At 63.5% G+C, this 22806-nt stretch carries 22 protein-coding genes; 12 read left to right on the top strand and 10 right to left on the bottom strand.

The window, feature by feature from the left end; genetic code table 11:
* Window positions 1-81: 81 nt before the first annotated feature.
* Together GOOTI_RS22855 and GOOTI_RS22850 are read left to right on the top strand one after the other, a co-directional pair.
* A complete protein-coding gene (locus GOOTI_RS22855; protein WP_007240974.1) occupies window positions 82-2403 on the top strand; it encodes a transglycosylase domain-containing protein in 2322 nt (773 codons plus the stop codon).
* 85 nt (window positions 2404-2488) lie between these two features.
* Window positions 2489-4057 carry a glycosyltransferase family 87 protein gene (locus tag GOOTI_RS22850; RefSeq protein ID WP_233425562.1) on the top strand — a complete coding sequence of 523 codons (1569 nt, stop codon included), beginning with the start codon at window positions 2489-2491 and terminating at the stop codon, window positions 4055-4057.
* 109 nt (window positions 4058-4166) lie between these two features.
* On the opposite strand, the gene GOOTI_RS22845 is transcribed toward GOOTI_RS22850, so the two are convergent.
* The 3 genes from GOOTI_RS22845 to GOOTI_RS22835 all read right to left on the bottom strand — a co-directional run bounded on the left by GOOTI_RS22845 (window position 4167) and on the right by GOOTI_RS22835 (window position 6682).
* Window positions 4167-4745 (bottom strand): GNAT family N-acetyltransferase, encoded by a 579-nt coding sequence (locus GOOTI_RS22845; RefSeq protein ID WP_007240972.1) that lies wholly within the window; start codon window positions 4743-4745, stop codon window positions 4167-4169.
* A gap of 10 nt (window positions 4746-4755) precedes the next feature.
* Complete coding sequence (locus tag GOOTI_RS22840; protein ID WP_007240971.1) at window positions 4756-6210, bottom strand: glycosyltransferase family protein; 1455 nt, start codon at window positions 6208-6210, stop codon at window positions 4756-4758.
* A gap of 73 nt (window positions 6211-6283) precedes the next feature.
* Window positions 6284-6682, bottom strand: coding sequence for a VOC family protein (locus tag GOOTI_RS22835; RefSeq protein ID WP_007240970.1), 399 nt, complete (start codon window positions 6680-6682; stop codon window positions 6284-6286).
* A 107-nt stretch (window positions 6683-6789) separates the two neighbouring features.
* On the opposite strand from GOOTI_RS22835, the gene GOOTI_RS22830 reads away from it, so the two are divergent.
* The 6 genes from GOOTI_RS22830 to GOOTI_RS22805 all read left to right on the top strand — a co-directional run bounded on the left by GOOTI_RS22830 (window position 6790) and on the right by GOOTI_RS22805 (window position 10572).
* The gene (locus tag GOOTI_RS22830; RefSeq protein ID WP_007240969.1) at window positions 6790-7779 is read left to right on the top strand and encodes a helix-turn-helix transcriptional regulator; all 990 of its coding nucleotides are present in this window, start codon (window positions 6790-6792) and stop codon (window positions 7777-7779) included.
* A gap of 110 nt (window positions 7780-7889) precedes the next feature.
* A complete protein-coding gene (gene rpsF, locus GOOTI_RS22825; protein WP_005202393.1) occupies window positions 7890-8171 on the top strand; it encodes a 30S ribosomal protein S6 in 282 nt (93 codons plus the stop codon).
* 126 nt (window positions 8172-8297) lie between these two features.
* Entirely contained in the window at window positions 8298-8816 is a 519-nt protein-coding gene (locus GOOTI_RS22820; RefSeq protein WP_007240968.1) for a single-stranded DNA-binding protein, read from the top strand.
* 53 nt (window positions 8817-8869) lie between these two features.
* A complete protein-coding gene (rpsR, locus tag GOOTI_RS22815) occupies window positions 8870-9127 on the top strand; it encodes a 30S ribosomal protein S18 (protein WP_005177187.1) in 258 nt (85 codons plus the stop codon).
* Between the two features lie 19 nt (window positions 9128-9146).
* Window positions 9147-9599: a 50S ribosomal protein L9 gene (gene rplI / locus GOOTI_RS22810; protein WP_007240967.1), complete on the top strand. Its 453-nt coding sequence runs from the start codon at window positions 9147-9149 to the stop codon at window positions 9597-9599.
* A 304-nt stretch (window positions 9600-9903) separates the two neighbouring features.
* A complete protein-coding gene (locus GOOTI_RS22805; RefSeq protein ID WP_007240966.1) occupies window positions 9904-10572 on the top strand; it encodes a universal stress protein in 669 nt (222 codons plus the stop codon).
* Between the two features lie 31 nt (window positions 10573-10603).
* Here the strand turns inward: GOOTI_RS22805 and GOOTI_RS22800 are convergent, their stop codons facing one another.
* Entirely contained in the window at window positions 10604-11239 is a 636-nt protein-coding gene (locus GOOTI_RS22800) for a hypothetical protein (RefSeq protein ID WP_039994593.1), read from the bottom strand.
* Window positions 11240-11838: 599 nt separating this feature from the next.
* Between GOOTI_RS22800 and dnaB the strand changes: the two genes are divergently transcribed.
* The gene (gene dnaB / locus GOOTI_RS22795) at window positions 11839-14073 is read left to right on the top strand and encodes a replicative DNA helicase (protein WP_007240964.1); all 2235 of its coding nucleotides are present in this window, start codon (window positions 11839-11841) and stop codon (window positions 14071-14073) included.
* Between the two features lie 284 nt (window positions 14074-14357).
* On the opposite strand, the gene GOOTI_RS25885 is transcribed toward dnaB, so the two are convergent.
* Both GOOTI_RS25885 and GOOTI_RS22790 read right to left on the bottom strand, forming a co-directional pair.
* Window positions 14358-15536 (bottom strand): hypothetical protein, encoded by a 1179-nt coding sequence (locus GOOTI_RS25885; protein ID WP_007240963.1) that lies wholly within the window; start codon window positions 15534-15536, stop codon window positions 14358-14360.
* 79 nt (window positions 15537-15615) lie between these two features.
* The gene (locus tag GOOTI_RS22790) at window positions 15616-16851 is read right to left on the bottom strand and encodes a PDDEXK-like family protein (RefSeq protein ID WP_233425560.1); all 1236 of its coding nucleotides are present in this window, start codon (window positions 16849-16851) and stop codon (window positions 15616-15618) included.
* A 925-nt stretch (window positions 16852-17776) separates the two neighbouring features.
* Between GOOTI_RS22790 and GOOTI_RS22780 the strand changes: the two genes are divergently transcribed.
* The gene (locus tag GOOTI_RS22780; RefSeq protein WP_007240960.1) at window positions 17777-18025 is read left to right on the top strand and encodes a recombinase family protein; all 249 of its coding nucleotides are present in this window, start codon (window positions 17777-17779) and stop codon (window positions 18023-18025) included.
* 760 nt (window positions 18026-18785) lie between these two features.
* Here the strand turns inward: GOOTI_RS22780 and GOOTI_RS22770 are convergent.
* Window positions 18786-19574 (bottom strand): hypothetical protein, encoded by a 789-nt coding sequence (locus GOOTI_RS22770; RefSeq protein WP_007240958.1) that lies wholly within the window; start codon window positions 19572-19574, stop codon window positions 18786-18788.
* A 23-nt stretch (window positions 19575-19597) separates the two neighbouring features.
* Complete coding sequence (locus GOOTI_RS22765) at window positions 19598-20296, bottom strand: DUF5642 family protein (RefSeq protein WP_039994591.1); 699 nt, start codon at window positions 20294-20296, stop codon at window positions 19598-19600.
* Window positions 20297-20502: 206 nt separating this feature from the next.
* Between GOOTI_RS22765 and GOOTI_RS22760 the strand changes: the two genes are divergently transcribed.
* Window positions 20503-21114: a class I SAM-dependent methyltransferase gene (locus GOOTI_RS22760; protein WP_039994590.1), complete on the top strand. Its 612-nt coding sequence runs from the start codon at window positions 20503-20505 to the stop codon at window positions 21112-21114.
* 152 nt (window positions 21115-21266) lie between these two features.
* Window positions 21267-21638, top strand: a complete 372-nt coding sequence (locus tag GOOTI_RS22755) for a DMT family transporter (protein ID WP_007240955.1) — start codon at window positions 21267-21269, stop codon at window positions 21636-21638.
* A 75-nt stretch (window positions 21639-21713) separates the two neighbouring features.
* Here the strand turns inward: GOOTI_RS22755 and GOOTI_RS22750 are convergent, their stop codons facing one another.
* Together GOOTI_RS22750 and GOOTI_RS22745 are read right to left on the bottom strand one after the other, a co-directional pair.
* Entirely contained in the window at window positions 21714-22121 is a 408-nt protein-coding gene (locus tag GOOTI_RS22750) for a hypothetical protein (RefSeq protein WP_007240954.1), read from the bottom strand.
* A gap of 67 nt (window positions 22122-22188) precedes the next feature.
* A complete protein-coding gene (locus tag GOOTI_RS22745) occupies window positions 22189-22806 on the bottom strand; it encodes a hypothetical protein (RefSeq protein WP_007240953.1) in 618 nt (205 codons plus the stop codon).

Raw genomic sequence — 22806 nt, 5'->3', positions numbered from 1 at the left:
CATGGTGGCGGTTCTGACCTCGGACAACACTGTTCGAACACGCGTGAGCGGGTTGTGGGTAGCGGTGCGGAAAGGTGATCGATGAGCGGGACGGAGTCGTCGCGCGGCACGGGTAAACGGCCGAGTGGATCGGCCAAGAACGATGCCGAGCAGACTACGCGGTCGCGGCATCGGGTTATCGCCTGGACGCTCGGCATTCTCGGCGGGTTGGTCCCCGCCGTCATTCTGATCGGCATCCTCGCCTTCGCGATCGCTTACGCGACCGCGAGCGTGCCCAGCCCTGGCGACATCAAGCAGAACCAGGTGGCGCTGATCACCGACTCGTCGGGCAAGACGCTGGCCAAGGTCGTGCCGCCCGAGGGCAATCGCACCGACGTCAAGATCAGCGACATCCCCAAGTCGATGCAGGACGCCGTCATCGCGGCGGAGGATCGCCAGTTCCGGAGCAACGAAGGCTTCTCGGTGACCGGCATCGGTCGCGCGGTGCTGGGTCGTTTCACCAACAACGCCGACGCCGGTGGTGGTTCGACCATCACGCAGCAATACGTCAAGAATGCACTCGTCGGCGACGAGCACAGTTATGAGCGCAAGTTCAAAGAGCTCGCGATCGCGACCAAGATGTCGGGGCAGTGGTCCAAGGACGACATCATGGCGGCCTACCTCAACACCATCTACTTCGGGCGCGGTGCGTACGGAGTGTCCGCGGCATCGCAGGCGTACTTCCGTAAGGACGTCAGCAAGCTGACCCCCGAGGAGTCGGCGGTGTTGGCGGCGGCGATCCGTTCGCCTTCCTACTACGACCCCGCGGTCGACAAGGTCGCTTCCGAGGGGCGGTGGAACTACGTCCTCGACGGCATGGTCCAGATCGGTTCGCTCAAGCAGTCAGAGCGCGCGTCGATGCAGTACCCCAAGGTCTATCCCCAGCCGGCGGCCGCTGTCGAGACGCCGGGACCCAACGGGCTGATCAAGCGTCAGGTGATGGCCGAGCTCAACAAGCTCAACATCTCCGAGCAGCAGGTGCGGACCGAGGGCCTCAAGGTCACCACGACCATCGACCCCAAGGCACAGAACGCCGCGGTCCAGGCGGCGTGCCGGGAGAACAAGATCTACTCGTGCGACAACGGCGTGCTCAACGGGGAGCCGGACAAGATCCGCGACGCCGTCGTGTCGATCGATCCCAAGACCGGTGGCGTCCGCGGCTACTACGGCGGCGACGACGGCCAGGGCTGGGACTACGCGCAGGCGGGTCTGCAGACGGGATCGTCGTTCAAGGTCTTCGCCTTGATTGCCGCACTGCAGCAGGGTATCCCGCTGTCGAAGGTCTACAGCTCGGCCCCGTACACCACCTCGAGTGGGCTCACCGTCGAGAACTCCGACGGTGAGAGCTGCGGTTCGTGCAACCTCGCGACCGCGATGAAGATGTCGCTCAACACCGTGTACTACCGCCTGATGATGGACCTCGACGGTCAGGCGCGCGCCGTCGCCGACGCCGCGCACAAGGCCGGCGTCGCGGAGTCGTTCGGCGACATCCAGAAGACGCTGCAGAACCCCGACGGTCAGGTCGAGGGCGGCGTCGTGCTCGGTCAGTACCCGTCGCGGGTCATCGACATGGCGTCGGCGTACGCCACTCTCGCCGCATCCGGCGTGTACCGCGAGCCGTACCTGGTGCAGAAGGTGGAGACCTCGACCGGTGAGGTGCTCTACGAGCACCAGCAGAACCAGGGTCAGCGGGTCTTCCCGGCCAAGGTCGCCGACAACGTGACCTCGGCTCTCGAGCCGATCGCCGCGTACTCCAACGGCAACTCGCTCTCCGACGACACCTACGGTGCACGTCCGTCGGCCGCCAAGACCGGTACCGCCCAGCTCGGCGACACCGGTCAGAACAAGGACGCATGGATGGTCGGGTACACCCCGCAGTTGGCCACCGCGGTGTGGGTCGGTACCGACAAGGGCACCGCGCTGACCAACTACGGCGGGTCGCCGGTCTACGGCAGCGGGCTGCCGTCGCAGATCTGGCGGAAGACGATGAACAACGCACTCGAGGGTGACCAGATCGAGCAGTTCCCCGAGCCCGCGGCTGTGGGAGGCCAGGCAGGCGCACCGGCCGACGCACCGACCAGCACCTACAACCCCGACTACAACTACAACTCGCCGCGCACTCGTACGCAGCGTGAGGACACCCCGCAGGCACCGCAGATTCCGGGCGGTGGCGGTGGTGGCATCACCCTCGCGCCCGGTGTGACCATCCCGATCCCGGGCAACCCGGCGCCGGGGAACTCCGGCTCCGGCAACACCGGTAACGGGACCGAGAACGGCAACACAGGCGGAGGCACCGGGGGCACCGGAGGAACGGGCGGAACCGGTAACGAGGGCGGAGACACCCCTGAGCCGCCGGTCGGCTGATCGCCACTCGTTGGCGCGAGCAGCCTCCGACGACGCCGCGTCGTCGAAACCGTCAGCATCGCGGGATGTGATCGCCGACGGCGTGATGAGCCCGGTCGCCCTGTCCGAAGATCCGCGCAGCGACGATTCGCGGGTGATCCTGAGCCGAAGCGACGTCGTCGTCCGCGACGCCAGCCGGGTGATCGGCGGTCCGCTCGGAGCGCACGGCGCGGTCGGGCGCAGTCGCAGATGGACACCGATCCGAGTGCTGTTCTTGTTGTCGCTGTGCGCACTGGCGCTGAGTTGGTACGGAAAGGCCGGGTGTCTGCAGCAGGCCCCGGCGACGTCGGAAGCCAACGACGCCGGGCACTCGATGCGACTCGACTGGGACAACCAACGCCAGTTCACCGACCTCTGCTACTCCGACGTCATCGCGCTGTACGGCGCAGAACGTCTGGACAAGGGCGCCTTCCCCTATCGCGCCTACTGGTTCCAGGAGGACCAGAACGGCAACACCATCAAGCGGTACATGGAGTATCCGGTGCTCACCGGGCTCTACATGTACGGCATGGCGCAGGCGGCGCACGGGTGGCAGTGGCTGCACGACAACTGGGGTGTACCCGCGGCGCTGAGCGTGGTCCTGTTCTTCGACCTCGTTGCGCTCGGGCTCGCCCTGTTCTGGCTCGTCGTGGTGTGGGCGACGGCGCTGACCGCTCGTACCCGCATCTGGGCCGCGTGGCTCGCCGCACTGTCGCCGCTGGTGATCGTCCACGCGTTCACCAACTTCGACGCCATCGCGGTGGCGATGGTCGCGGTCGCGATCCTCGCGTGGTCACGCAACAAGCCCTGGTTGGCCGGACTGTTCATCGGGCTGGGCGTCGCGTCGAAGTGGTACCCGATCCTGCTGCTGTTCGTTCTTCTCGTCCTGTGCCTGCGGGCCAGACGCGTGAGCGACTTCTTCGCCGCAGCGTCGGTGGCGGTGCTGACATGGGTCGTGGTGAATCTCCCGATCCTGCTGCTGTATCCGCGCGGATGGTATGAGTTTTTCCGCTACAACGGCGAGCGTGGTGCCGACTCCGACACGGTCTTCCACATCCTCGCCAAAGCAGCTGGTTTCACATGGAACATCACGCTGCTGAACGCGATCACACTCGGCCTGCTGGTCGTGATCGCCTGTGGGATCGGGTACATGGCGCTACGCGCACCGACACGGCCACGACTCGCGCAGCTGGCGTTCCTCATGGTGGCAGGCTTCCTTCTGGTCAACAAGGTGTGGAGCCCGCAGTATTCGCTCTGGCTGGTGCCCCTCGCCGTGCTCGCGATTCCTCATGCGCGTCTGCTGATGACCTGGATGGTGATCGACGCGTTGGTGTGGGTGCCGCGGATGTCGTTGTTCCTCGACCCGTCCCGGCGATGGCTGCCCGAGGGCTGGTTCACGCTGGCCGTGGCACTACGCGCGCTGATGGTGGTCGTACTGTGCATCGTCGTGATCTGGCAGATCTACCACCCCGAGGACGACCTGGTCCGACGGGACCGGCGGGGACGACCCCTCGACGATCCCGCGGGCGGCCCGCTCGACGGTGCCGCGGGCGCTTATCGGCCGGACGCGCTCGAGCCCCGAGCGGGTATGGCCGAGAATTCGGGCGGAACCGCTCGGAGACTCTCGACGTCATAGGTTGCATGACAACCCCTGACCTCCAACCGCCAACGGAACTCGTCGAATGGGCCGCCCACAGGTTCGAGCAGTACTACGACGATGGTGGTCGTCACGCGGGGATGTCCTACTAAAGGGATGAGATGCGCTGCACTAGAGCACTTCTCGCTTGCGGCCAGTCGTCGTCGATCATGGCGTACTGCGCTGTGGTGCGCCAGCCGTCGCCCCAGCGGCGGTGCTTGCGGAGAAGGCCCTCGAACGTCGCACCGAGTTTGGCGATCGCAGCCCGCGACTGAGCATTGTTCTCGTGGGTGTGCCAGACGACGCGGATCACTCCGCAGTCCTCGAAGGCGTGGTGCAGCAAAAGGTATTTCGCGGTCGGGTTGACCGCAGTGCCCTGTGCTGAATCGGCGTAGAACGTGTAGCCGATCGCGACCGAGCGGTTGGCCTGATCGATGTCGTAGTAGCTCGTCGATCCGACGAGTCGGCCATCGGTGTTGTCAATGACGGCATAGGCGATGCGTGAATCGTCGGCCAGGGCCGTGGCGATGTAGTCGCGCGCCGACGCCTCGTCGTCGGGGACCGACGTCCACGCGAAGCGCTGCGGGTCGTCGACCACTCGCGCGAGCGCGGGAGCGTCGTCGAAGGTCAACGGCCGCAGGGTGACCCGCTCGCCGACAAGCGTCTGGGTGCCGAGCCATTCGTTCATGCCGACTCCTCTACGACGAGGTCGCGAGGACCGGTTCGGGGTCGCCGGACGGTCGCGGACGGGGAGCGACGATGGTGGCCAACGGTTCTCGCAATGGGGCACGCACGAACGCGAAGATCAGATACAGGTGGATCGCTGCGGTCACCCAGACGCCGACGTTCACGCCCGCCATCACCCACCACTGCATCGGCGATCCCGACGTGTAGATGCCGAACAGCCGGAAGATGGTGGTGTCCAGGATGAAGTCGGCGACGAGGTAGGCCACGATGATCGGCCAGCGTGTCCTGAGGAGGACGAAGAACGGCAGAATCCACAGGGTGTACTGCGGTGAATGAACCTTGTGGAACAGCATGAATCCGGCGAGCATCGAACCCGAGACGCCGATCCACGGGTAGGTCCCGGAGTCCAGGTACACGCGCCAGCCGAGATACACCGCGAGCGCGAAGGCGCAGACTATCAGCAGCGGCGACAGCAGTCCGACGAGTGAGTTGTAGGTGTCGGTCTGTCCGCCGGTGAAATGGCGGAGACCCCAGTACCAGATCGAGTTGGTGTCGACCTCGGACTTGCGTTTGCCCTGGAACGAGAGCGCAGCCTTCCATCCCTCGAAGCCGAGGATCATGAACGGCAGCTGGATCGCCACGACCGTCACCGCCGCGGCCACCGCGGTCATGGCGGCACCTGCCCAATCGAGGTCGTCAGTCCCGCGTCGACGGTCCGGCCCAGCGGTCTCGCCGCCGCGCGTCAGTACGTACAGCGCCAACGGCAGCGCGAAGAAGCCCGGATAGAGCTTGAGGCAGAAGCCGATTCCCAACAGGACGGCCGCGAGTATCGCCGACGTGCGTAGCGTGAGCCGTCTGTCTCCGGTGCGTGGACTGATCGACGCACCCCACGCCATCACCGCCACGGCGCCGACCGCCGTCGCGACCACCGGCAGCTCCCAGTTGTGGAACGCGTAGAGCACCAGCGGCGGAGTGGCCGCCCACAGCAGCACCCACCAGCGGGTCATGAGTGCGAGCATGATCGTGATGGCGAAGGCGAACGGCATGAGGATCAGCGCGGAGTGCGTGAAGAACTCGGTGTCGTTGTGGGCGCCGATCGCACCGAGATACATCAACAGTCCCGACAGGACCGGGTACTCGACGGAACCGCCGAACAGGTGCCCGTCGGCCGTGATGCCGCCGTGGATGAACGGGAAGACATGGTTGTTGATGTCGCGCCCAACCCACAGGTACATCAGGTCGGAGTAGCAGGGGACCACGGCGTTCACATCACCGACGGGGAAGTGGTGCGAGCGTCCGTCGGGGTAGAAGGGTTCGCCACCGCACTTCAGTTTGATGACGTATGACCAGTACAGAGCCACCGAGGTGAGAAGCAGCGAGACCAGGAGGATCAGCGCCGTCTCGCCGCGGCGCGACAGCGTGTACTGCCCGAAGCCCATGGTCGGAGAGAAGCGGAGCGCGGGCATGGCCTACAGGGTAGGAGATCGGGGTGCGGTGGGCTGCGTCACCTACCCGTCGATGTCGGTGGTCTCCACGAGGTCACTGGGCGAAACGTGCCTGCGCGTCGTCCGTCGCCGGACTGAACAGATTGACGAGGTTTCCGTCGGGATCGCGGAACAGCAGTGAGCGGTTGCCCCACGGCATGGTCGTGGGTTGGTTCACGAAGTCGTCGACGACGCCCTGCAACGTCGGGTAGAGGGCGTCGACGTCGTCGACGAGGAAATCCAACGTGACCGAGCGGTTGGCCCGCGGCTCGAGTGCGTTCTCTCCTAGCAAACTGATGGTCTGCGAACTCGCGATGGCAAGTGTTCCGGTCGGCGTGGCGAACTCGGCGAACAGCGGATGCAGGCGGGTGGCCGTCAGGCCGGTGACCTTCTCGTAGAACGTCACCAGGGCGTCGACGTCGTCGGTGATGATTCGGGTGGCTGCCAGTTTCATGTCGCGACCTTTCCGTGGCGGGAACGGTGACCTCGTGATCACCGACCACTCACGCTAGGTCCGATACCGGACAGAATCGGTCCAGTATTGATGAGAAGATCAGGGGTATGACGGCTCCCGTCTCCCGCATGCTGATGCTCCTCGAACTGCTGCAGTCGAGCGGAGTGCGCACACTTGGGGAACTCGCCGGACGACTCGACGTCGACGAACGAACTGTGCGGCGCTACGTGGCGCAGCTGCGGGAGCTCGACATCCCGGTCGAGTCGGTTCGTGGGCGCAACGGTGGCTATCGGGTCTCGGCCGGCTACCGCATGCCACCGCTGATGTTGTCCGACGACGAGGCGGTGGCGGTGACCCTCGGATTGTTGCGTGCGCAGTCGACGGATCTGTCATCGGACACCGCGGTGCACACCGCGCTGTCCAAGCTGCGACGAGCGCTCCCGCCCCACGCGGTGGCACGGGTCGACGCACTTCTGCACACCGCGATATTCGCGGGAGAGCGCACACCGGAGGTGGCCCACGCTGAGGTCCTGCTGACGATCGCCGACGCGGTGGCGCACCGTCGACCGCTGGCCATCACATACCGCGGGGCGTCGGCGTCGCGCACCGCGCAATCCGGCGCCACGCAGCGCCGCACGGTGCACCCCTACGACCTCATCGCCTACAGGGGTCACTGGTACATGGTCGGTCTCGATCTGCGCAGGGGTGCCGAACGCACGTTCCGGGTCGACAGGGTGCAGACGATCCGCACTCTGGATGGCGAATACACCTCACGCCCCTTCCGCGACGAACGCGGTCCGCTCGACCTCGCGCATCGCTTCGCCACCGCGGAGCGCACCTGGCAGGTGTCGCTCCGCATCCAGGCCGACGAGGACAGCATCCGCGTCCACCTGCCGGCGAGTGTTGCCGTCGTGGAACGACTTTCGACCGACGACGGCGAAATCTGGTGCAGGGCGTCGATCTCGGCCGAGCGACTCGAATGGATTCCCGGCGTGCTCGTAGGACTCGGATGCGCCTTCGTGATCGAGTCGCCTGAGGAGTTGCGCAGGGTTGTCGACGACGCTGCTGAGCGACTGCGTGAGTCGGCGCGACGCTGATTTCGCTGGTCAGGGGTGTCCCGTGTATGGTGGAGCGGTTGCCGACGCAGGCGACCCTCCTGCCGCGGACAGTCCGTGGCCGATGAGCCCATAGGAGGTGATGTGGTCTTATGCGTCACTACGAATTGATGGTCATCCTCGATCCGAATCTGGACGAGCGCACCGTCGCCCCTTCACTCGATACCTTCCTCAATGTTGTCCGTAACGACGGCGGCAAGGTGGACAACGTCGACATCTGGGGCAAGCGCCGACTCGCTTACGAGATCCTGAAGCACAGCGAAGGCATTTACGCCGTTATCGATCTCAACGCCGAGCCCAAGACGGTCAGCGAGCTCGATCGTCAGCTCAAGCTGAACGAGTCGGTTCTGCGCACCAAGGTTCTGCGCAAGTAACCCACAGATCCCTGATCGACCGAACGAATCCATCGATCTCGTCGGTGTCGACACCTAGGGTTGAGGTCAACTCGCGGTGCACATCGACTTCGACGAGTGCCCACACGTAGACCTAAGGGGAAACACATGGCAGGCGACACGGTCATCACGGTCATCGGCAACCTCACGGCTGATCCGGAACTCCGGTTCACTCCGTCGGGTGCGGCGGTGGCCAACTTCACGGTGGCGTCGACGCCGCGCACATTCGATCGTCAGACGAACGAGTGGAAGGACGGCGAAGCGCTGTTCCTGCGCTGCAACATCTGGCGCGAGGCCGCGGAGAACGTGACCGAGAGTCTGACCAAGGGATCCCGGGTCATCGTGCAGGGCCGCCTCAAGCAGCGGTCGTACGAAACCCGAGAGGGCGAGAAGCGCACGGTTGTGGAGCTCGAGGTCGACGAGATCGGCCCATCACTGCGTTACGCCACCGCGAAGGTCAACAAGGCCTCGCGCGGTGGGGGCGGCGGAGGTTTCGGCTCGTCCGGCGGCGGAAGCCGCGGCGGCGGGTCGGGATCGGGCCAGCAGGTGGCCGACGACCCGTGGGGCAGTGCACCCGCGAGCAGCGGCGGAAACTTCGGCGGCGGGGACGACGAACCCCCCTTCTGATTCGCGACGGCGGCACCTACACATGCTGTCGCGCAACAACTTTGGAGTAACACATGGCAAAAGCTAAGAGCACCCGGAAGGTGCGCGTCGAGAAGGTCACCAAGACCAAGGCGTGCTCCTTCTGCAAGGACAAGAAGGCCGATATCGACTACAAGGACACCGCACTGCTGCGTCGTTTCCTGTCCGACCGCGGCAAGATCCGGTCGCGTCGCGTGACCGGCAACTGCGTCCAGCACCAGCGCGACGTCGCTGTGGCCGTCAAGAACTCGCGTGAGGTGGCACTGCTGCCCTTCACCTCGACCGCCCGATAAGCCGGAAGGGGATACAGACATGAAACTCATCCTCACCGCCGCCGTGGAGAACCTCGGCGAAGCCGGCGACACCGTCGAGGTCAAGGACGGCTACGGCCGCAACTACCTGCTGCCCCGCGGCCTGGCCATCAAGGCCACCCGTGGTGCAGAGAAGCAGGTCGAGACCATCCGACGCTCGCAAGAGGCTCGTGAGATCCGTGGCGTCGAGCACGCCAACGAGGTCAAGCAGGCGCTCGAGAATCTCTCGGGAATCAGCCTGACGGTCAAGACGCACGATTCGGGCAAGCTGTTCGGCTCGGTCACCGCAGGCGATGTCGCCGGCGCGATCAAGTCCGCAGGTGGCCCCGCAGTCGACAAGCGTAACGTCGAACTGCCCAAGGGACACATCAAGTCGACCGGCACCTTCCCGGTCGTCGTGAACCTGCATCCCGACGTCACCGCGACCGTTCAGGTCGACGTCGTCGCTGCCTGATTTCGCAGTAGTGTAACTCGGTCACCAGAGCCGGGCGGAGTTCGTTCCGCCCGGCTCTTGGCGTCTCTGGAAGTCGTTGGCATGACTCATGATCCGAGTACCCGCCGCAGCTCGGCACACGCGCGCCGACGCAAAAGGAGTAGTCGGCTACGCGCGGCGTCGGCGGTGTGCACTCGTAGCGTCATCGTCAAGCGAGCCCCGACCGGGTGAACCGGGGAAGTACTTGAACCGGGGAAGTACGACGACGTGCGGCCGCAGATCTGGGCTCGTCCGATCACGATACGTACTGCCTCTCGGAGTCGTCATGAAACGCACACTCTTCGGACACCACATCACCCACCATCAGGTCGCAACCATCCCGCTCCGTGGTGGGACTTCACTCGCATCAGATAGCAGGTGCACTCCCACACCGGATCCGGCGCCGGACGGCCAACGGCCCATCGTCATCGGGGTCTGCGGCACCGACCGATCGCGGTGGGCCGTCGAGCACGCGGCACGAGCGGTCGGCGACACTGCACCGCTGTATCTCGTCAGCGCGGTCCGTCCGGCGTCGCCCGTCAGCTATCAGCGTTCCGGTAGGGGGTCTGCCGAAGAACGTCGGCTGCGGGACGCTCTCCGGGACGAGGGATATCTGCTCACAGACCTGGCCGTGATCCACGAGGTGCAGCGGCATGCGCGCGAGATCGCGCATGCTGCGGGAGCTCGGACTGTTCACGGACTGGTGCGCAGCGGTGCACCGGCGGTCGTGCTCGCGCGCGAAGCACGAGACATCGGCGCTGCAGCCGTGGTCCTCGGCTGCGGGTCGATCCCGACACAGCTGGCCCGAAGGCTCTGCGCCACTGGTGATCTGCCCGTCGTTGCTGTCCCGTACGGCATCGACGCCAGTCTTCTGATGACCGCGACGCCGCGTCGAGTGCACGTTCGTCGGCACCGCTCGACGTCGACGGCAGTCGCGTCCGCTGCGGCGAGCTGAGCGATCGCTCATATCGACGCGGCCGTGCCGTTTACGTCGGTGGCGCGGGCAGATTCGGTAGCTGATCAGACGATCGCAACGACACCGGTAGGTAGCGTGCCGCAGGGTTTCCGTTGTGTGCGGTGTCGGCTGCCGGGAAATAGAACTTGTGGAAGCCGGGGGCGAAGATGAGCGCCCGCTCACCGGTACGGCACGCGACCTGAGTGCTCGACGGCACGGTGCAGGTGACACCTGCGATCGTGACCCGTGTACCGACGCCAAGACGCGGTGGGCGGAAGCCCGACGTCGAGCCGAAGCGGTAGGTGGTCCCGGTCAGCCCACCGGCGCTGGGGACCCACCACGGACCCTGGGCGTCGGCGGTGATGGCAGCGCCCTGGATGCCCGGTGGCGCGGTGGCAGGACGGCCCTGACAGCCCACCGAGCGGAACGCCGGACCTATCTGGCAGTTCCATCGGCCGGTGGTGAAGAACGATCGTCCGTTGTCGTCGTAGGCCAGTGAACGGAATTGTGTCGGGTCGACGGACCGGAACCGAGAGAGGTCGAAAGCCGCCGGGAGAGGGGGCGCTGCCGTCGCGGGCGCCGCGTGAACCACAGAAGCGCAGATCGCCGCGAGACCGACGAGCGCGGACGCCAGCGCAATACGCGGCTGCCGTGAACCACTACCCAAAGGCGACACGCGCCCAGTCCACCACAGTGGGCGGCGCGGAGGTGGCGGAATCGGGTCACCGAATGCTCTCGACGAGTGCCCCGGCGTCGAATCCCGAGGTGAACCGGAATGTCGCCCACGTCACACGGAGTGTTCACAGCTTCGTCGCTCTCCGCTTGTTGCCCGAGATGGAGAACACGCCCGAATGCGACTTCACCGTGACACGCCGAGTGAATACAAGTTCTTTGCTGTGGAAATCGCGCACAGTCCCTGACGTGCGCAAACGCGTTTGTGCACACACAAACTCCCCATGTTGTCCACAGGGCCTGCACAACGGTCGCTGCGTTGTTCGCGCATCGTCCACAGGTCATCCACAGATCCGTGCACAGGAGCATTTGAGTGCGGCGTCGTCGCCCCCTAATGTCTCCGAACAGTGCCCGACAAGGTCGCGACCGGAGTCCGTCGAGTCGACGTGTCAGACCTCGAGGGTATGAACAAAGACGGCTCTGCCAACCTGCTGCAGCTAACGGTGGAATCGTCTGCGCACCGCCGTGTTCGACGAATGTGACGGTTGGGGGACGTCGATCGTCAGGGTTTCGAATTCGAGAGGTTGGCACAGGGTGGCAGTTGTCGATGATCGCGGCCATGACGCGCCGCGGGATTCCGGCCGAGCAAATGAGCCCGACATCCCCGTCGAGGAGTTCGGGAGGCAACCGCCGCAGGACATGGCCGCAGAGCAGTCCGTGCTCGGCGGCATGATGCTCTCGAAGGACGCAATCGCCGACGTCATCGAGAAGATCCGCACCAACGACTTCTACCGGCCGGCACACCAGGCTGTGTACGAGGCGATCCTCGAGCTGTACGGAAAGGGCGAGCCCGCCGACGCGGTCACCGTCGCCGCCGAGCTCGAGCGCGCGGGAGAACTGCGTCGCATCGGTGGCGCCCCCTACCTACACACGCTGATCTCGACGGTCCCCACCGCCGCCAACGCCGGCTACTACGCCGAGATCGTCGCAGAGAAGGCCATTCTCCGACGCCTCGTCGAGGCGGGTACGCGCATCGTGCAGTTCGGCTATTCGGGAGCCGACGGTCAGGACGTCGCGGAGGTCGTCGACCGCGCCCAGGCCGAGGTGTACGAGGTCACCGAGCGCCGCACCGCTGAGGACTACGTGCCGCTCGAAGAGTTGCTGCAGCCGACGATGGACGAGATCGACTCCATCGCCTCGCGTGGCGGCATCTCGCTCGGGGTGCCCACCGGCTTCGCCGATCTCGACAAGCTCACCAACGGACTGCACCCCGGCCAGATGATCATCGTGGCCGCGCGTCCCGGTGTCGGCAAGGCACTCGCCCTCGACACCCCGCTGCCGACGCCGACCGGCTGGACCACGATGGGCACCGTCAGCGTCGGCGACCAACTCATCGACGCCAGCGGTGCCCCGACGCGAGTCATCGCGGCGACCGACGTCATGACCGACCGGCCATGTTTCGAGGTCGAGTTCAGCGACGGCACCGTGCTGGTCGCCGACGAACAGCACCAGTGGGTCGCCGAGATCGACGACGAAAAACGCACGCTCACCACCGCCGACCTACGAGTGCACGTCGGCTGCGCCATGGTGCGCAACACCGCGCCGCTCGACCTGCCGCGCAAGAACTTCGCCTACGGCCCGTATACCGTTGCGGCGCTTGCGGGGATGGCGTTCGACGACCCGGAGATCGGTATTCGCATCGACGCCGAGGGCGATGTCGACGTGATGGCGCTGATGTCGGATCTCGGCGGCCGCATTCCTTACGAGTACCTGCGCGGGTCGATTGCGCAGCGTCGAGCGCTGCTCGCCGGACTCCTCGATGCCCGCGCCAGCGTCGACGAAGACGGGTGGATCATCGTCCCCGCCGCCACCCGACACATGACCGCCGTACTCGCCGACCTGGTCGCAGGACTCGGATACACCTACAAGCGGTCGGCGACCGGCTGGCTGCGCGTCGACACCGGCGACGACGATGTGTTCACCGTCTACCACAAAGCGTTGCGCCACAAGGAGCTTCGACGCCGCTCCGGAGTCCGACGACTTGTCGCCGTGCGCCCCGTGCGCAGTGTCCCGGTCCGTTGCGTGCAGGTCGACAACGACGACCACATGTATCTCGCAGGCGAAGCCATGGTGCCGACACACAACTCGACGCTCGCCATGGATTTCATCCGGTCGTGCTCGATCGGCCACCAGATGACCGCAGCGATGTTCTCGTTGGAGATGAGCAAGGTCGAGATCGTGATGCGACTCCTCTCGGCTGAGGCGAAGATCAAACTCGGCGACATGCGCGGTGGTTCCATGTCCGACGACGACTGGACCCGTCTCGCGCGCCGCATGGGTGAGATCTCCGAGGCGCCGCTGTTCATCGACGACTCTCCGAACCTCACCATGATGGAGATCCGCGCCAAGGCGCGACGCCTCAAACAGCGTCACGACCTGAAACTCGTTGTGGTGGACTACATGCAGCTGATGACCTCGGGCAAGAAGGTCGAGTCACGCCAGCAGGAGGTCTCGGAGTTCAGCCGCCAATTGAAGCTGCTCGCAAAGGAACTCGAAGTTCCGGTCGTCGCGATCAGCCAGCTCAACCGCGGACCGGAGCAACGCACCGACAAGAAGCCGCAGGTGTCGGATCTTCGCGAGTCGGGCAGTCTGGAACAGGATGCCGACATGGTTATCCTTCTGCATCGGCCGGATGCTTTCGAACGTGACGATCCTCGCGCGGGTGAGGCCGACATCATTGTCGGCAAGCATCGAAATGGCCCGACCGCCACGATAACCGTTGCGCACCAACTACATCTGAGCCGCTTCGTGGATATGGCGCGGGGGTAGTGGTTGTTTGCTGTAGGTTCCCATTCCGCATTGCAGTTTCTCATCCGACTTTGCATCAGTTTGCACCCGTTCCTCGCGATTCTCGCCTTGTTTGCACTTCAGGTCGGCACTCAGCTTCTGAGTCGCTGTCGCGGATGAGTAGCGTCCTGCTTTTGCGAAGCGCGCGCGAAATGTAGGCTCTGATAAAAGTCGGCATATTACGACGTAGCTAGCTGACCAGGGATCTTGGCTAGTTGAAGGACCCCAAGCATGCCGTTGACAGGCGGCCCGCATACGCGGTTCTTTCAGTCGTGCGTCTCTTTCGTCAGAGGCGGATCGTCGAACATCGGTAACCAAACGTACGGTTCGTATGCCTCGCCCCGAGCCTTACGGGCGATGTTCTGAAAAGCTATAATCTGAATAGACTCGAAGGTCACGGCGCGGCGGTAAACATCGTCCCGCCGCAGACCGCACATATTAGTTAAAGCGTGTTTGATGATTTCTTGACGAACCAAGGGCGGCGGATGAGCATGTCGATCCTCTGGGTCAAAACTGGGGGCGGCGCCAGATATTTCCTCTAAGCAAGTCATCAGCACCACAGTGGAATAGTAGAGATCAGAGAACGTCTCTAATCGATCATCAGCGGACCTAACCGTCGGTTGCAGGCACTTCCAAATGAGATGCGCCGCGAGAACATCCGATTGAACTTCTCTATTTCTAGAAACTCGCATATCTGAATAGCCCAATAAGTGATCATCTACAACAGATTCTGCAAATCTCCTGCTTTCGTTAGGCGGGGTAGCAATAGCATCGGATAAGTGGCCCAGCAAGTGGTGGCTTAACTCGTGACCAGCAACCAAAAAGCGAACAAGCCCAACGATTGAATTAGTCTTAGAACGAGAAAAATGCGGCTCATCAAACCTCCGTATAACCTCATTAACAGCCGCCATCGGGAGCGTTCGATCATTCGGGTGAGAGGTCTGTTCGGACCGGATATGACTGAGAACTTCCAGCGGCGGGGCCGGATCGGCGAACTTATTCGCCCGAGCAAACCCTGAAACACTACGTCGGACGGCGACTCCGCCACGTATCAAATCGGAACGGCCTATTGCGCCTAACGAGCTTTCTATGATATAAAATAGAAGAGAGACCGAATCTGCAACTACATACATATCCTCACTAAATATGGCGTTGGACGATCCATCCTGCCATGGATCTCTGATAGACGCGTTGAATTTCTGGGTTACCGACGTTGCAACCCCTAGGTACGGTACCTTGATCTCACTGGCAATCTGTGGATCTGCGTACTTAGCGAGGGTTTTCTGAATCTGGGCCCATACCTCTGCATTCAATCGAGTCGCGGTGTCGTGGAAGCTCGGCAGTGTCGCTGAAAGCGCGTGAAAGTTGACCGAGTCTTCATAACCGCGCCTTGCACGCGACCGGGTTTTCTTGCGTGTCCGTGTCGGTTTCGACCTTCTGGCCATGTTGCACCATCCCCTTTTGCTGAATCTCACAGTAGAAGCGATCAAATTGCATGCAACCATCGCGTACCCGTTCAGCGCGTCAGTCAGCGTTAGTCGAGGCGGAGTACCACTGAACGAAGAGTTGCTGGGCACAGTTCGCGAGGTTCTCAAGCTCATCCGGCGTGGTCGGCTCCGACTTGGGACCGAGCGACCAATCGAAGTATCCCTGCGCGAGCCACGGATCATCCGGCAGGAACTTTTTGACGAGCGGTAGCTTGTTCTTCCCGACGCCCTGTCGGCCATTGCCAGCTCGACCTTGTCGGAGGCGGAATCGCGCGAGGTCACCTTGGATCACCTCGTCGCGAAGGACTATCAGATGGTTTAGCCACCCCGGCGCGACGTCTGCCGTATTGGCGGCGGGGAAATCCGCGGCCGTCGGCCTGGTCTCGATGCCGACGTGGAACTCGAACTCAAGGTCCTCCGAGTTCTCGGGCATGCCGCGCCCGACTACCTGGATCTGTCCACGCAGACGTCGGCTGTCGGGCAGGTGTGGGCTCCAGACCGTGATTGCCGACATCCCGCTTCCGCCCCGGCCGACCGCGACCTTCCACTCGGGTCCGAATTGCTCGCCGAGTGACTGTGCGAGCGGCCTCAACATTCGCTCAACAGCTACCTTCTGGGCGGGCACAGCCTCAATATCTTCTAGGCGCAACCGAGGAGCCGTGAAACAACTGATGGCCTCGGTCCAGGTGAGTACGCCTTGAACGTGTTCCTCGTAGACTCCGGCGTCGGCCTTGTCGAGCACCAGCAGGAAGAGATAGTCGACGGCGCGGAGTTGCTTGGACATCTGCGCGTCGGAAAGTTCGTGGTCGAGCTTCGCCTCGATCCCGATCGTCAGGCCTTCGTCGAGGTGCAAGACGATGTCGAGGCGGGCGGTGCTCTCGGATTCGACTCGTTCAACTTCGAGAAACGCAGCATCGTCGGGCAAGTCTCGGGCGAGGCGGTCGAGAAGTCGCTTTGGATCGTGCCGGATTTCGGCGGCGAGCGCACGGGTGATCATGGGTTCGGTGGTGAAGATGCCTGTCGCGCCTGTGGCGTAACGCCGCTCGAAGCCAGGCAGCGCTAGGCACACGTCCTCTGCTGTCGCATCGCTTCGCGCATTGACTGCTGCTGCGATGTCACGCACCTGTGGGTAGTCCTCTGTGAACGGCCGCCCGTACCCGCAGAAACGCCATTCACGCGCGAGGTAGAACGCCCACCCTCTTAAGAGATCGATACCTGCCCACTCCGGAATCTCGCCGTCGCGGTCATATACCTCGACTAGCGGCCGCAGCACAGTGATGAGTCTTTCGGGACTACCGGAAATACGTGTGTACCCGTTATATCGAGCCGCCCACTCGAATACAGCTCGGTCAAACTCTTCGGCGCGTGTGCTGTCCATAGCTGGAACGATAGCCCGCAGGTGCGACGTCAAGCTCTACTTCGAAGAGGCTCGCGCGACACGTGCGAGCCCTCCGGGGCGCCAGCTACCCAGTAAGGGTGGTGTGACTAGCGTCGGTCCGGTTCATTGAGTTTCGGAAGATTCGTTCGGTGTTCTGTTGGCATTTATGCCCCCTACTGGACAGCACTACTGCCGGCGCGGAGAGGTGCTACCTGGGCGGCGCCCGGCGCAGGCTCGAACCGACCCCCAGCCGCATCCCAGACCAAGAGTCCCGCGTCGTAGGCGCGATGATGACTCGGGCACATGGGGCGCATACTGTCGACGCTCGCTGCACCACCTTGCGAATCGGCGACGAGGTGAGCAGCCTCGATGATCTGCGGGACGTCCAATCCGTAGTACGCACAGGCGGTTCCGAAGTGCGCGACTGTCTGTCTGCGAAGCTCGGTGTCGTTCGACCACGAATTGTCGCGTCGGGGCCGCGTACGTTCTCGCTTGCCCGGCGCATTCAACACCCTCAAACAGCACGGTACGACCTGTGATCGGCGTGGCCTCGCCGGTGCCCGCGACTGAGACTGCGTAGTAACGAGGAATCCAGTGTCCACCGGTCTTCTCAGCGATCACGCCTCGCGTTGCGTTGATCGCCTTCCTCGGGACGACACCACTATTCGCTTCTTTGCGGAGGGTTACCCAGTAGGCGGCGAGCTCCTTGGGATCGTCACTCTCAGCCTCGGGTATCCAATGCTTTCAGCAGAAGTGTCGCGGGGAATTCCACAGGTCATAGTGCCGCGCGAGGTCAACCGGATCTTTACCGTCGTTCCGTATGGCCACGGATATACTGTGCCACGGAGTTCCGACGACCAATGACCGATCAACGAACGGCGACATCGTCCGCAAGACCCGCAGTGGCCTGGAGGCGGCGCGTCGCCGCGGCAAGGTCGGTGGTCGGCCGAGCGTCGTCGACGACGACAAGCGCGCGGCGATCCTCTCCCGCTGCGACCGCGACGAGTCGACCCGCGAGATCGCCAGCGGAGTTGGGGTCTCAGTGGGGACCCCCAGAACTGCTCCATGAAGCCGTCATGCAAATTGGTGGCCAACGTCCCGAGTACGGCTTCGACAGCTGGCCACCAGCTCGGGCGCTGCCCACCGAAGGGCTTGCGACCGAAACACGAATAGAACGGCCGATGCACCCCCTCCCGCGGGTCCGGGATCAGATAGGCAAGCGCAATCTCCGACTGGTGTCGCTCGGCCTCTGGTTGCGGTCCGTCCTGGACCGCTCGGACGTAATGGTATGGCTCGTTGATCCGAGCCAATCCGACGTGCAGCAAATGTTGTTTGAGGTAATCCGCGAGTCGGGGCATGCTCGGGCACACACGACGCCAATGCGCGGCCATAAATGACCCGATCTCCTCGTCCTGCAACACCAATGCCGCCGACCACAACTGCGGAAGAGTCTAGCGTTCCCTGTCTGTGAGATCGCCTATCGTCAGATACTCCGCACCGTGCGCACCGCTGAAGTACTCACGAATTTCGCTTAGCTCCATTGCCTCATCCCTCGCGACTTCCGTTGATCGCCGATGCTATCCGGCCAGGTCATAGTCACCCTGCGTTGTTGCGTCAAGGTGTTCGACGGGGAAAGCCCCAGCAGCGCGGGGTCGATGGCCAGCCGTGATCGACGGCGACAGACGCGCGGACCTCCGCGAAATCGCCGTCGGTGGCTGGGTCGTGGTGGGTACGGCGCGCTGGGGTGATGGTGTGGAGATTACCCGGCGCAGGGACGCCCCAAACGGTTGAGGCTCCGATTCAAGTGGTTACTCCTCAGTCCTTCGTGACTACGTCCAAGGGATCATGAGTTCGCACAGCATGTCCTCGATCGAATGCGCGAGATCGCTGATGGGAGCGAGAGTGTCGGCGCCGTCGCCCCAGCCGGTGTTGTCGGCTCGTCGCTGGTCGACCGCCCACGCTCGGTTAGTCGTGCTTTCAGCGATGACCCGCAGTTGCGAGAAGTCCGGCCATTGATCGCGCGGCACCGCGGCCTGGTAGTCGCCCTCGCGGTGGACGTACATCATCTCCGCATCGGGGTCGACGTAGTCGATCCATAGCTCGGACATTGTCGGCATGTCCGGAATCGCTAGGAGTCCCTGGTTCCAGGCGTCGAGCATGAAGCCGTCGTGGAACTCAGTGGCGAGATCGCCCAACACCGACTGGACCGAACCCCACCACGCAGGCAACTCTTGTCGAAACGGTTGGCGTCCGATCCACGCGTTGAATGGCACGACGTGGTCTAGATCCCGAGTGATGTACACCAGCGCGATGTCGGTGGTGTCGTAACCCGCACGGTCGCCAAGTTGGAAGTCTCGGACCACATAATGCGGAGTCGTCATCCGTGACAACCCGACCTGAATCAGGTTCTCCTCCAGGAAGTCCGCGACGCGAGTAAGACGAGGGCACAACTGCCGCCACAGCGAGGCGACAGCACCACCCGCTTCATCGCCGGAGGCGACCAACTCACGCCAGATCGTGGGCAGGTCTTGCACCTCCTGGGCGGTCAGCTCGTCGAGTTCTAGATAGGTCGCGTGCCACGTCCCGTAGAAAGACCTGCGAATCTCATCGACGTTCACGAGAAACCCCCCAATCAACGGACTTACGACGGTACTAGCTGCGCGACCGCACTACGCAGGAGGTCACGAGCATGCGCGGGAGCTACCGGAAGTACCCGCTCACTCCGCTCATTGAGCAGTGGCGTCAGAAACACGACGACTCGGTAGCGCTCTGCCACCTGCGCGACGTAGGTGTATTGGCTGAAGGCTTGACTGTCGACCTTCTCGCGAACCACAGATTGTGACCCTCGCGTCCTGTCCGCACCGGGGATGTCCAATTTGTCTGTTGGCACAGTCATGACCTCGAAGCCATCCGGACCGATGATCGTGGTATCCGCACACTGCCCAACATCGAACGTCTTACCCGCGCCGGCGTCGTAACCGACCAACGACATGATCGCGGTCCTTGAACGAAAGGCCACCACCTTCATGTTCGACATCGTCGATTGGGGGACCGCGGCCGGCTGCGGTGCGCAACTCGACGGGTGTACCTCGTATCCCGGCGGGACGGGTTGCGCAGCGATCTGCGCCATTGCTGTCTTGTGTTCCGCGTCAGGCACGCGCGCGTATTCGGTAGGCGCCTGGGCCGATGCGATCTTCGCTAGATCCAGCGAAGGGGACGCACTCGTGAAGTCCTCACCCCCGTAAGCGGTCACGCCCCCAACTGCGATCAAGGCGGTGATTCCGCCCGCCTGAATTCGTTGCGGAAGCGCTTCTAGTGCGCCATCTCCCACGTCGCTCATCCTCTTTCGGCTTGTCAATGCTGATCCCGTGGCTTTTCTGAACATCTTCGCAGGTCATCCCGTCGCGGGTTCTGCACCCGCCATCGCTGCGCCGCCAGCTATAGCCGCCCCAACCGTGATGGCGAAGTCGACCTCAACCCTGTCAAAGACACGGAACGCTATCGACCGCTGACCCGGCGTCGTACCCGCATCGGTAGGCTGCCGTCGTGACGGACCACAGCGCGCTCAGAACCTCGTACTCCGCCCTGTCCGCGGAGTATGTCGATGCCTTCGGTTCGATCGAGCACACGCATCCGGCGGACCGATCACTTGTAGCTGCGTGGGCCGGAGGCCTGATCGGTACCGTGCTCGACGCCGGGTGCGGGCCCGGACAGTGGTCTCGCTTCCTGGCGCGGCAGGGATGCGATGTGCAGGGAGTCGACCTGGTACCGGAGTTCGTCGACCATGCGCGGTCCACATATCCTGAGCTCACCTTTGATGTCGGCGACTTCAGCGACATCGACGTTGAAACCGGTTCTCTCGGTGGAATTCTCGCGTGGTATACGACGATCCATCACGAGCCGGAGGAGCTCCCGGGCGTCTTGGCTGAGTTCGCTCGTGTCTTGCGTCCAGGCGGCGGACTCCTCGTCGGCTTTTTCGAGTCGGAGCATGTGGAGGCGTTCGAGCATCGGGTGATACGAGCGTATCGGTGGCCAACGGACGCGCTGAGCGAGCTGATAAGAGCAGCGGGATTCGTGATCGTCGAAACCCATTCAAGGAAAGAGTTCGACGCGCGCCCCCATGGCGCGATTGTCGCTCGACGTATCGAGTCCCGATGAACACGTGGTGCGTCCCTCAAGCGCCCGGAGGGTTGCCTCGACAAATGGCCGTTCGACTCCGACACCTGGGCGTCGCGTCTGTCCTGACGTCGAAGCCGACACGCGTGATGGGAGGCGCTGCCGTCTAGAGTGTTCTCCGTGAGGATGACGTGATGGCATATGTTCTGCTCATCGGCGCCATTCTCAGCGAGGTGGTCGCGACGATGTCGCTCAAGGCGTCCGAGGGTTTCACCAAGCTGACCCCGTCGATTTTCGTCGTGATCGGCTACCTGCTGAGCTTCGTCTTGCTCGGGTTGGCCCTCAACCGCGGACTACCCGTCAGCACCGGGTACGCCATCTGGGCGGCGGTGGGGACGACGGTCGTCGCGGTGCTCGGAGTCGTGATCTTCGGCGAGTCGCTGTCTGGTGTCGCCATCGTCGGCATCGGACTCATCATTGTCGGCGTTGTCCTCGTCAATGTCGGAGGGGCCGAGCATGGTTCGAGCTCCGGCGGTGAACAATCCGGTCTCTCCGAGCGACCTTGAACGCATGCGGATTCGCGGAGGTCGACGACGGATCATGTGGCGCTGATCGTCGAGTGCTTCCGCGCGTCGCAGTGACTACCGCCGAAGGGTGAAGGTGAGTGCCGGAGTGTTCCCTGCGACGCCGACGCCGTTGTAGCCGCCTCGTCCGTCAGAGGTGAGTTCATCACGGATGCCGGGAAGTCCCGATCTTGCATAATCGACGACGATGACCGGCCGACCATTGACCACCGAGTTGGCGCGGTACACATCTGCGGGGACAATCTTGCCGGCAATCGTGTCGTTGATGACCGTCGCACCGCTGAAGTCCTTGCCGAACCAGATGGCATTGGCAGGCGCCGACCATCCGGTCAGCTGCCCGTTGTAGTGCCCGCTGGGAAACGGTTGCTGCGGTGCCGCGTGAGCGTCTCCGGTCAGCGCACCGGTGAGGGTGAATGCGGCGGCGGCCGTCGTGGCGACGACTGCCGTGCGTAGAGCTGTTCTCATTGGTCTTCTCCTGATTGGCACGGCGCTCTCTACTCAGGGTTCGACACGGCGGAAGATTCGGATGGGACTAACGTCCGGCTACCGCGGCTCGAACTGCGTCGCGTACCTCGCCGAAGCCGACAGCGTGGGCGCCGAGCCGTGGTGTCAGTTGCGAGAGCGCTATCGAGCGTTGCTGGGGGAGGGCTTTGTTGATCGTCGTGGTCGCTACGACGTAGAAGTCCCATTGGTCCAGTTGCAGGGGATCGGCAACGCGCCGATCGGTCGACGTGTGCACACAGAATACGTACACGTCTGCTTGACGCTGACGAATTGTGCTGTAGGAGTTGGAGTCTGCATGCCAGCCAGTTGTTGCCCTGATATCGAATCGCCGCGATGAGGCCTTGGTGGTCCCCCAGGTTTGTAAATACGCGGTCGACTTCACTTCGACCGCGATGTTGTCGCGCGTCATGAGATCGAAGGCGTCCCATTCCCGGCGAAGCTTTCCGTCGACGCAGTCGAGCGCCAGTCCGACGATGTACTCCGCAAGCTGACCGCGGAGTGCGTTCGACAGAAGATCCGACGCGCTCCACGTCCAGAAGTCACTGAGTGTCGACGACAATGCGGTGCCGTCGACGGCGAAATGCTCGTGTCCGGTGCGCCGAGCGACTACGTGCTCGGGCAGAGGCGGTTGGACAGGTGAGGGCAT

The organism is Gordonia otitidis NBRC 100426, from assembly GCF_000248075.1.
GTDB classification, from domain to species: Bacteria; Actinomycetota; Actinomycetes; order Mycobacteriales; family Mycobacteriaceae; genus Gordonia; species Gordonia otitidis.
The sequence above is the reverse complement of the archived record's forward strand: the minus strand, read 5'-3'. Positions and strand labels throughout refer to the sequence as shown.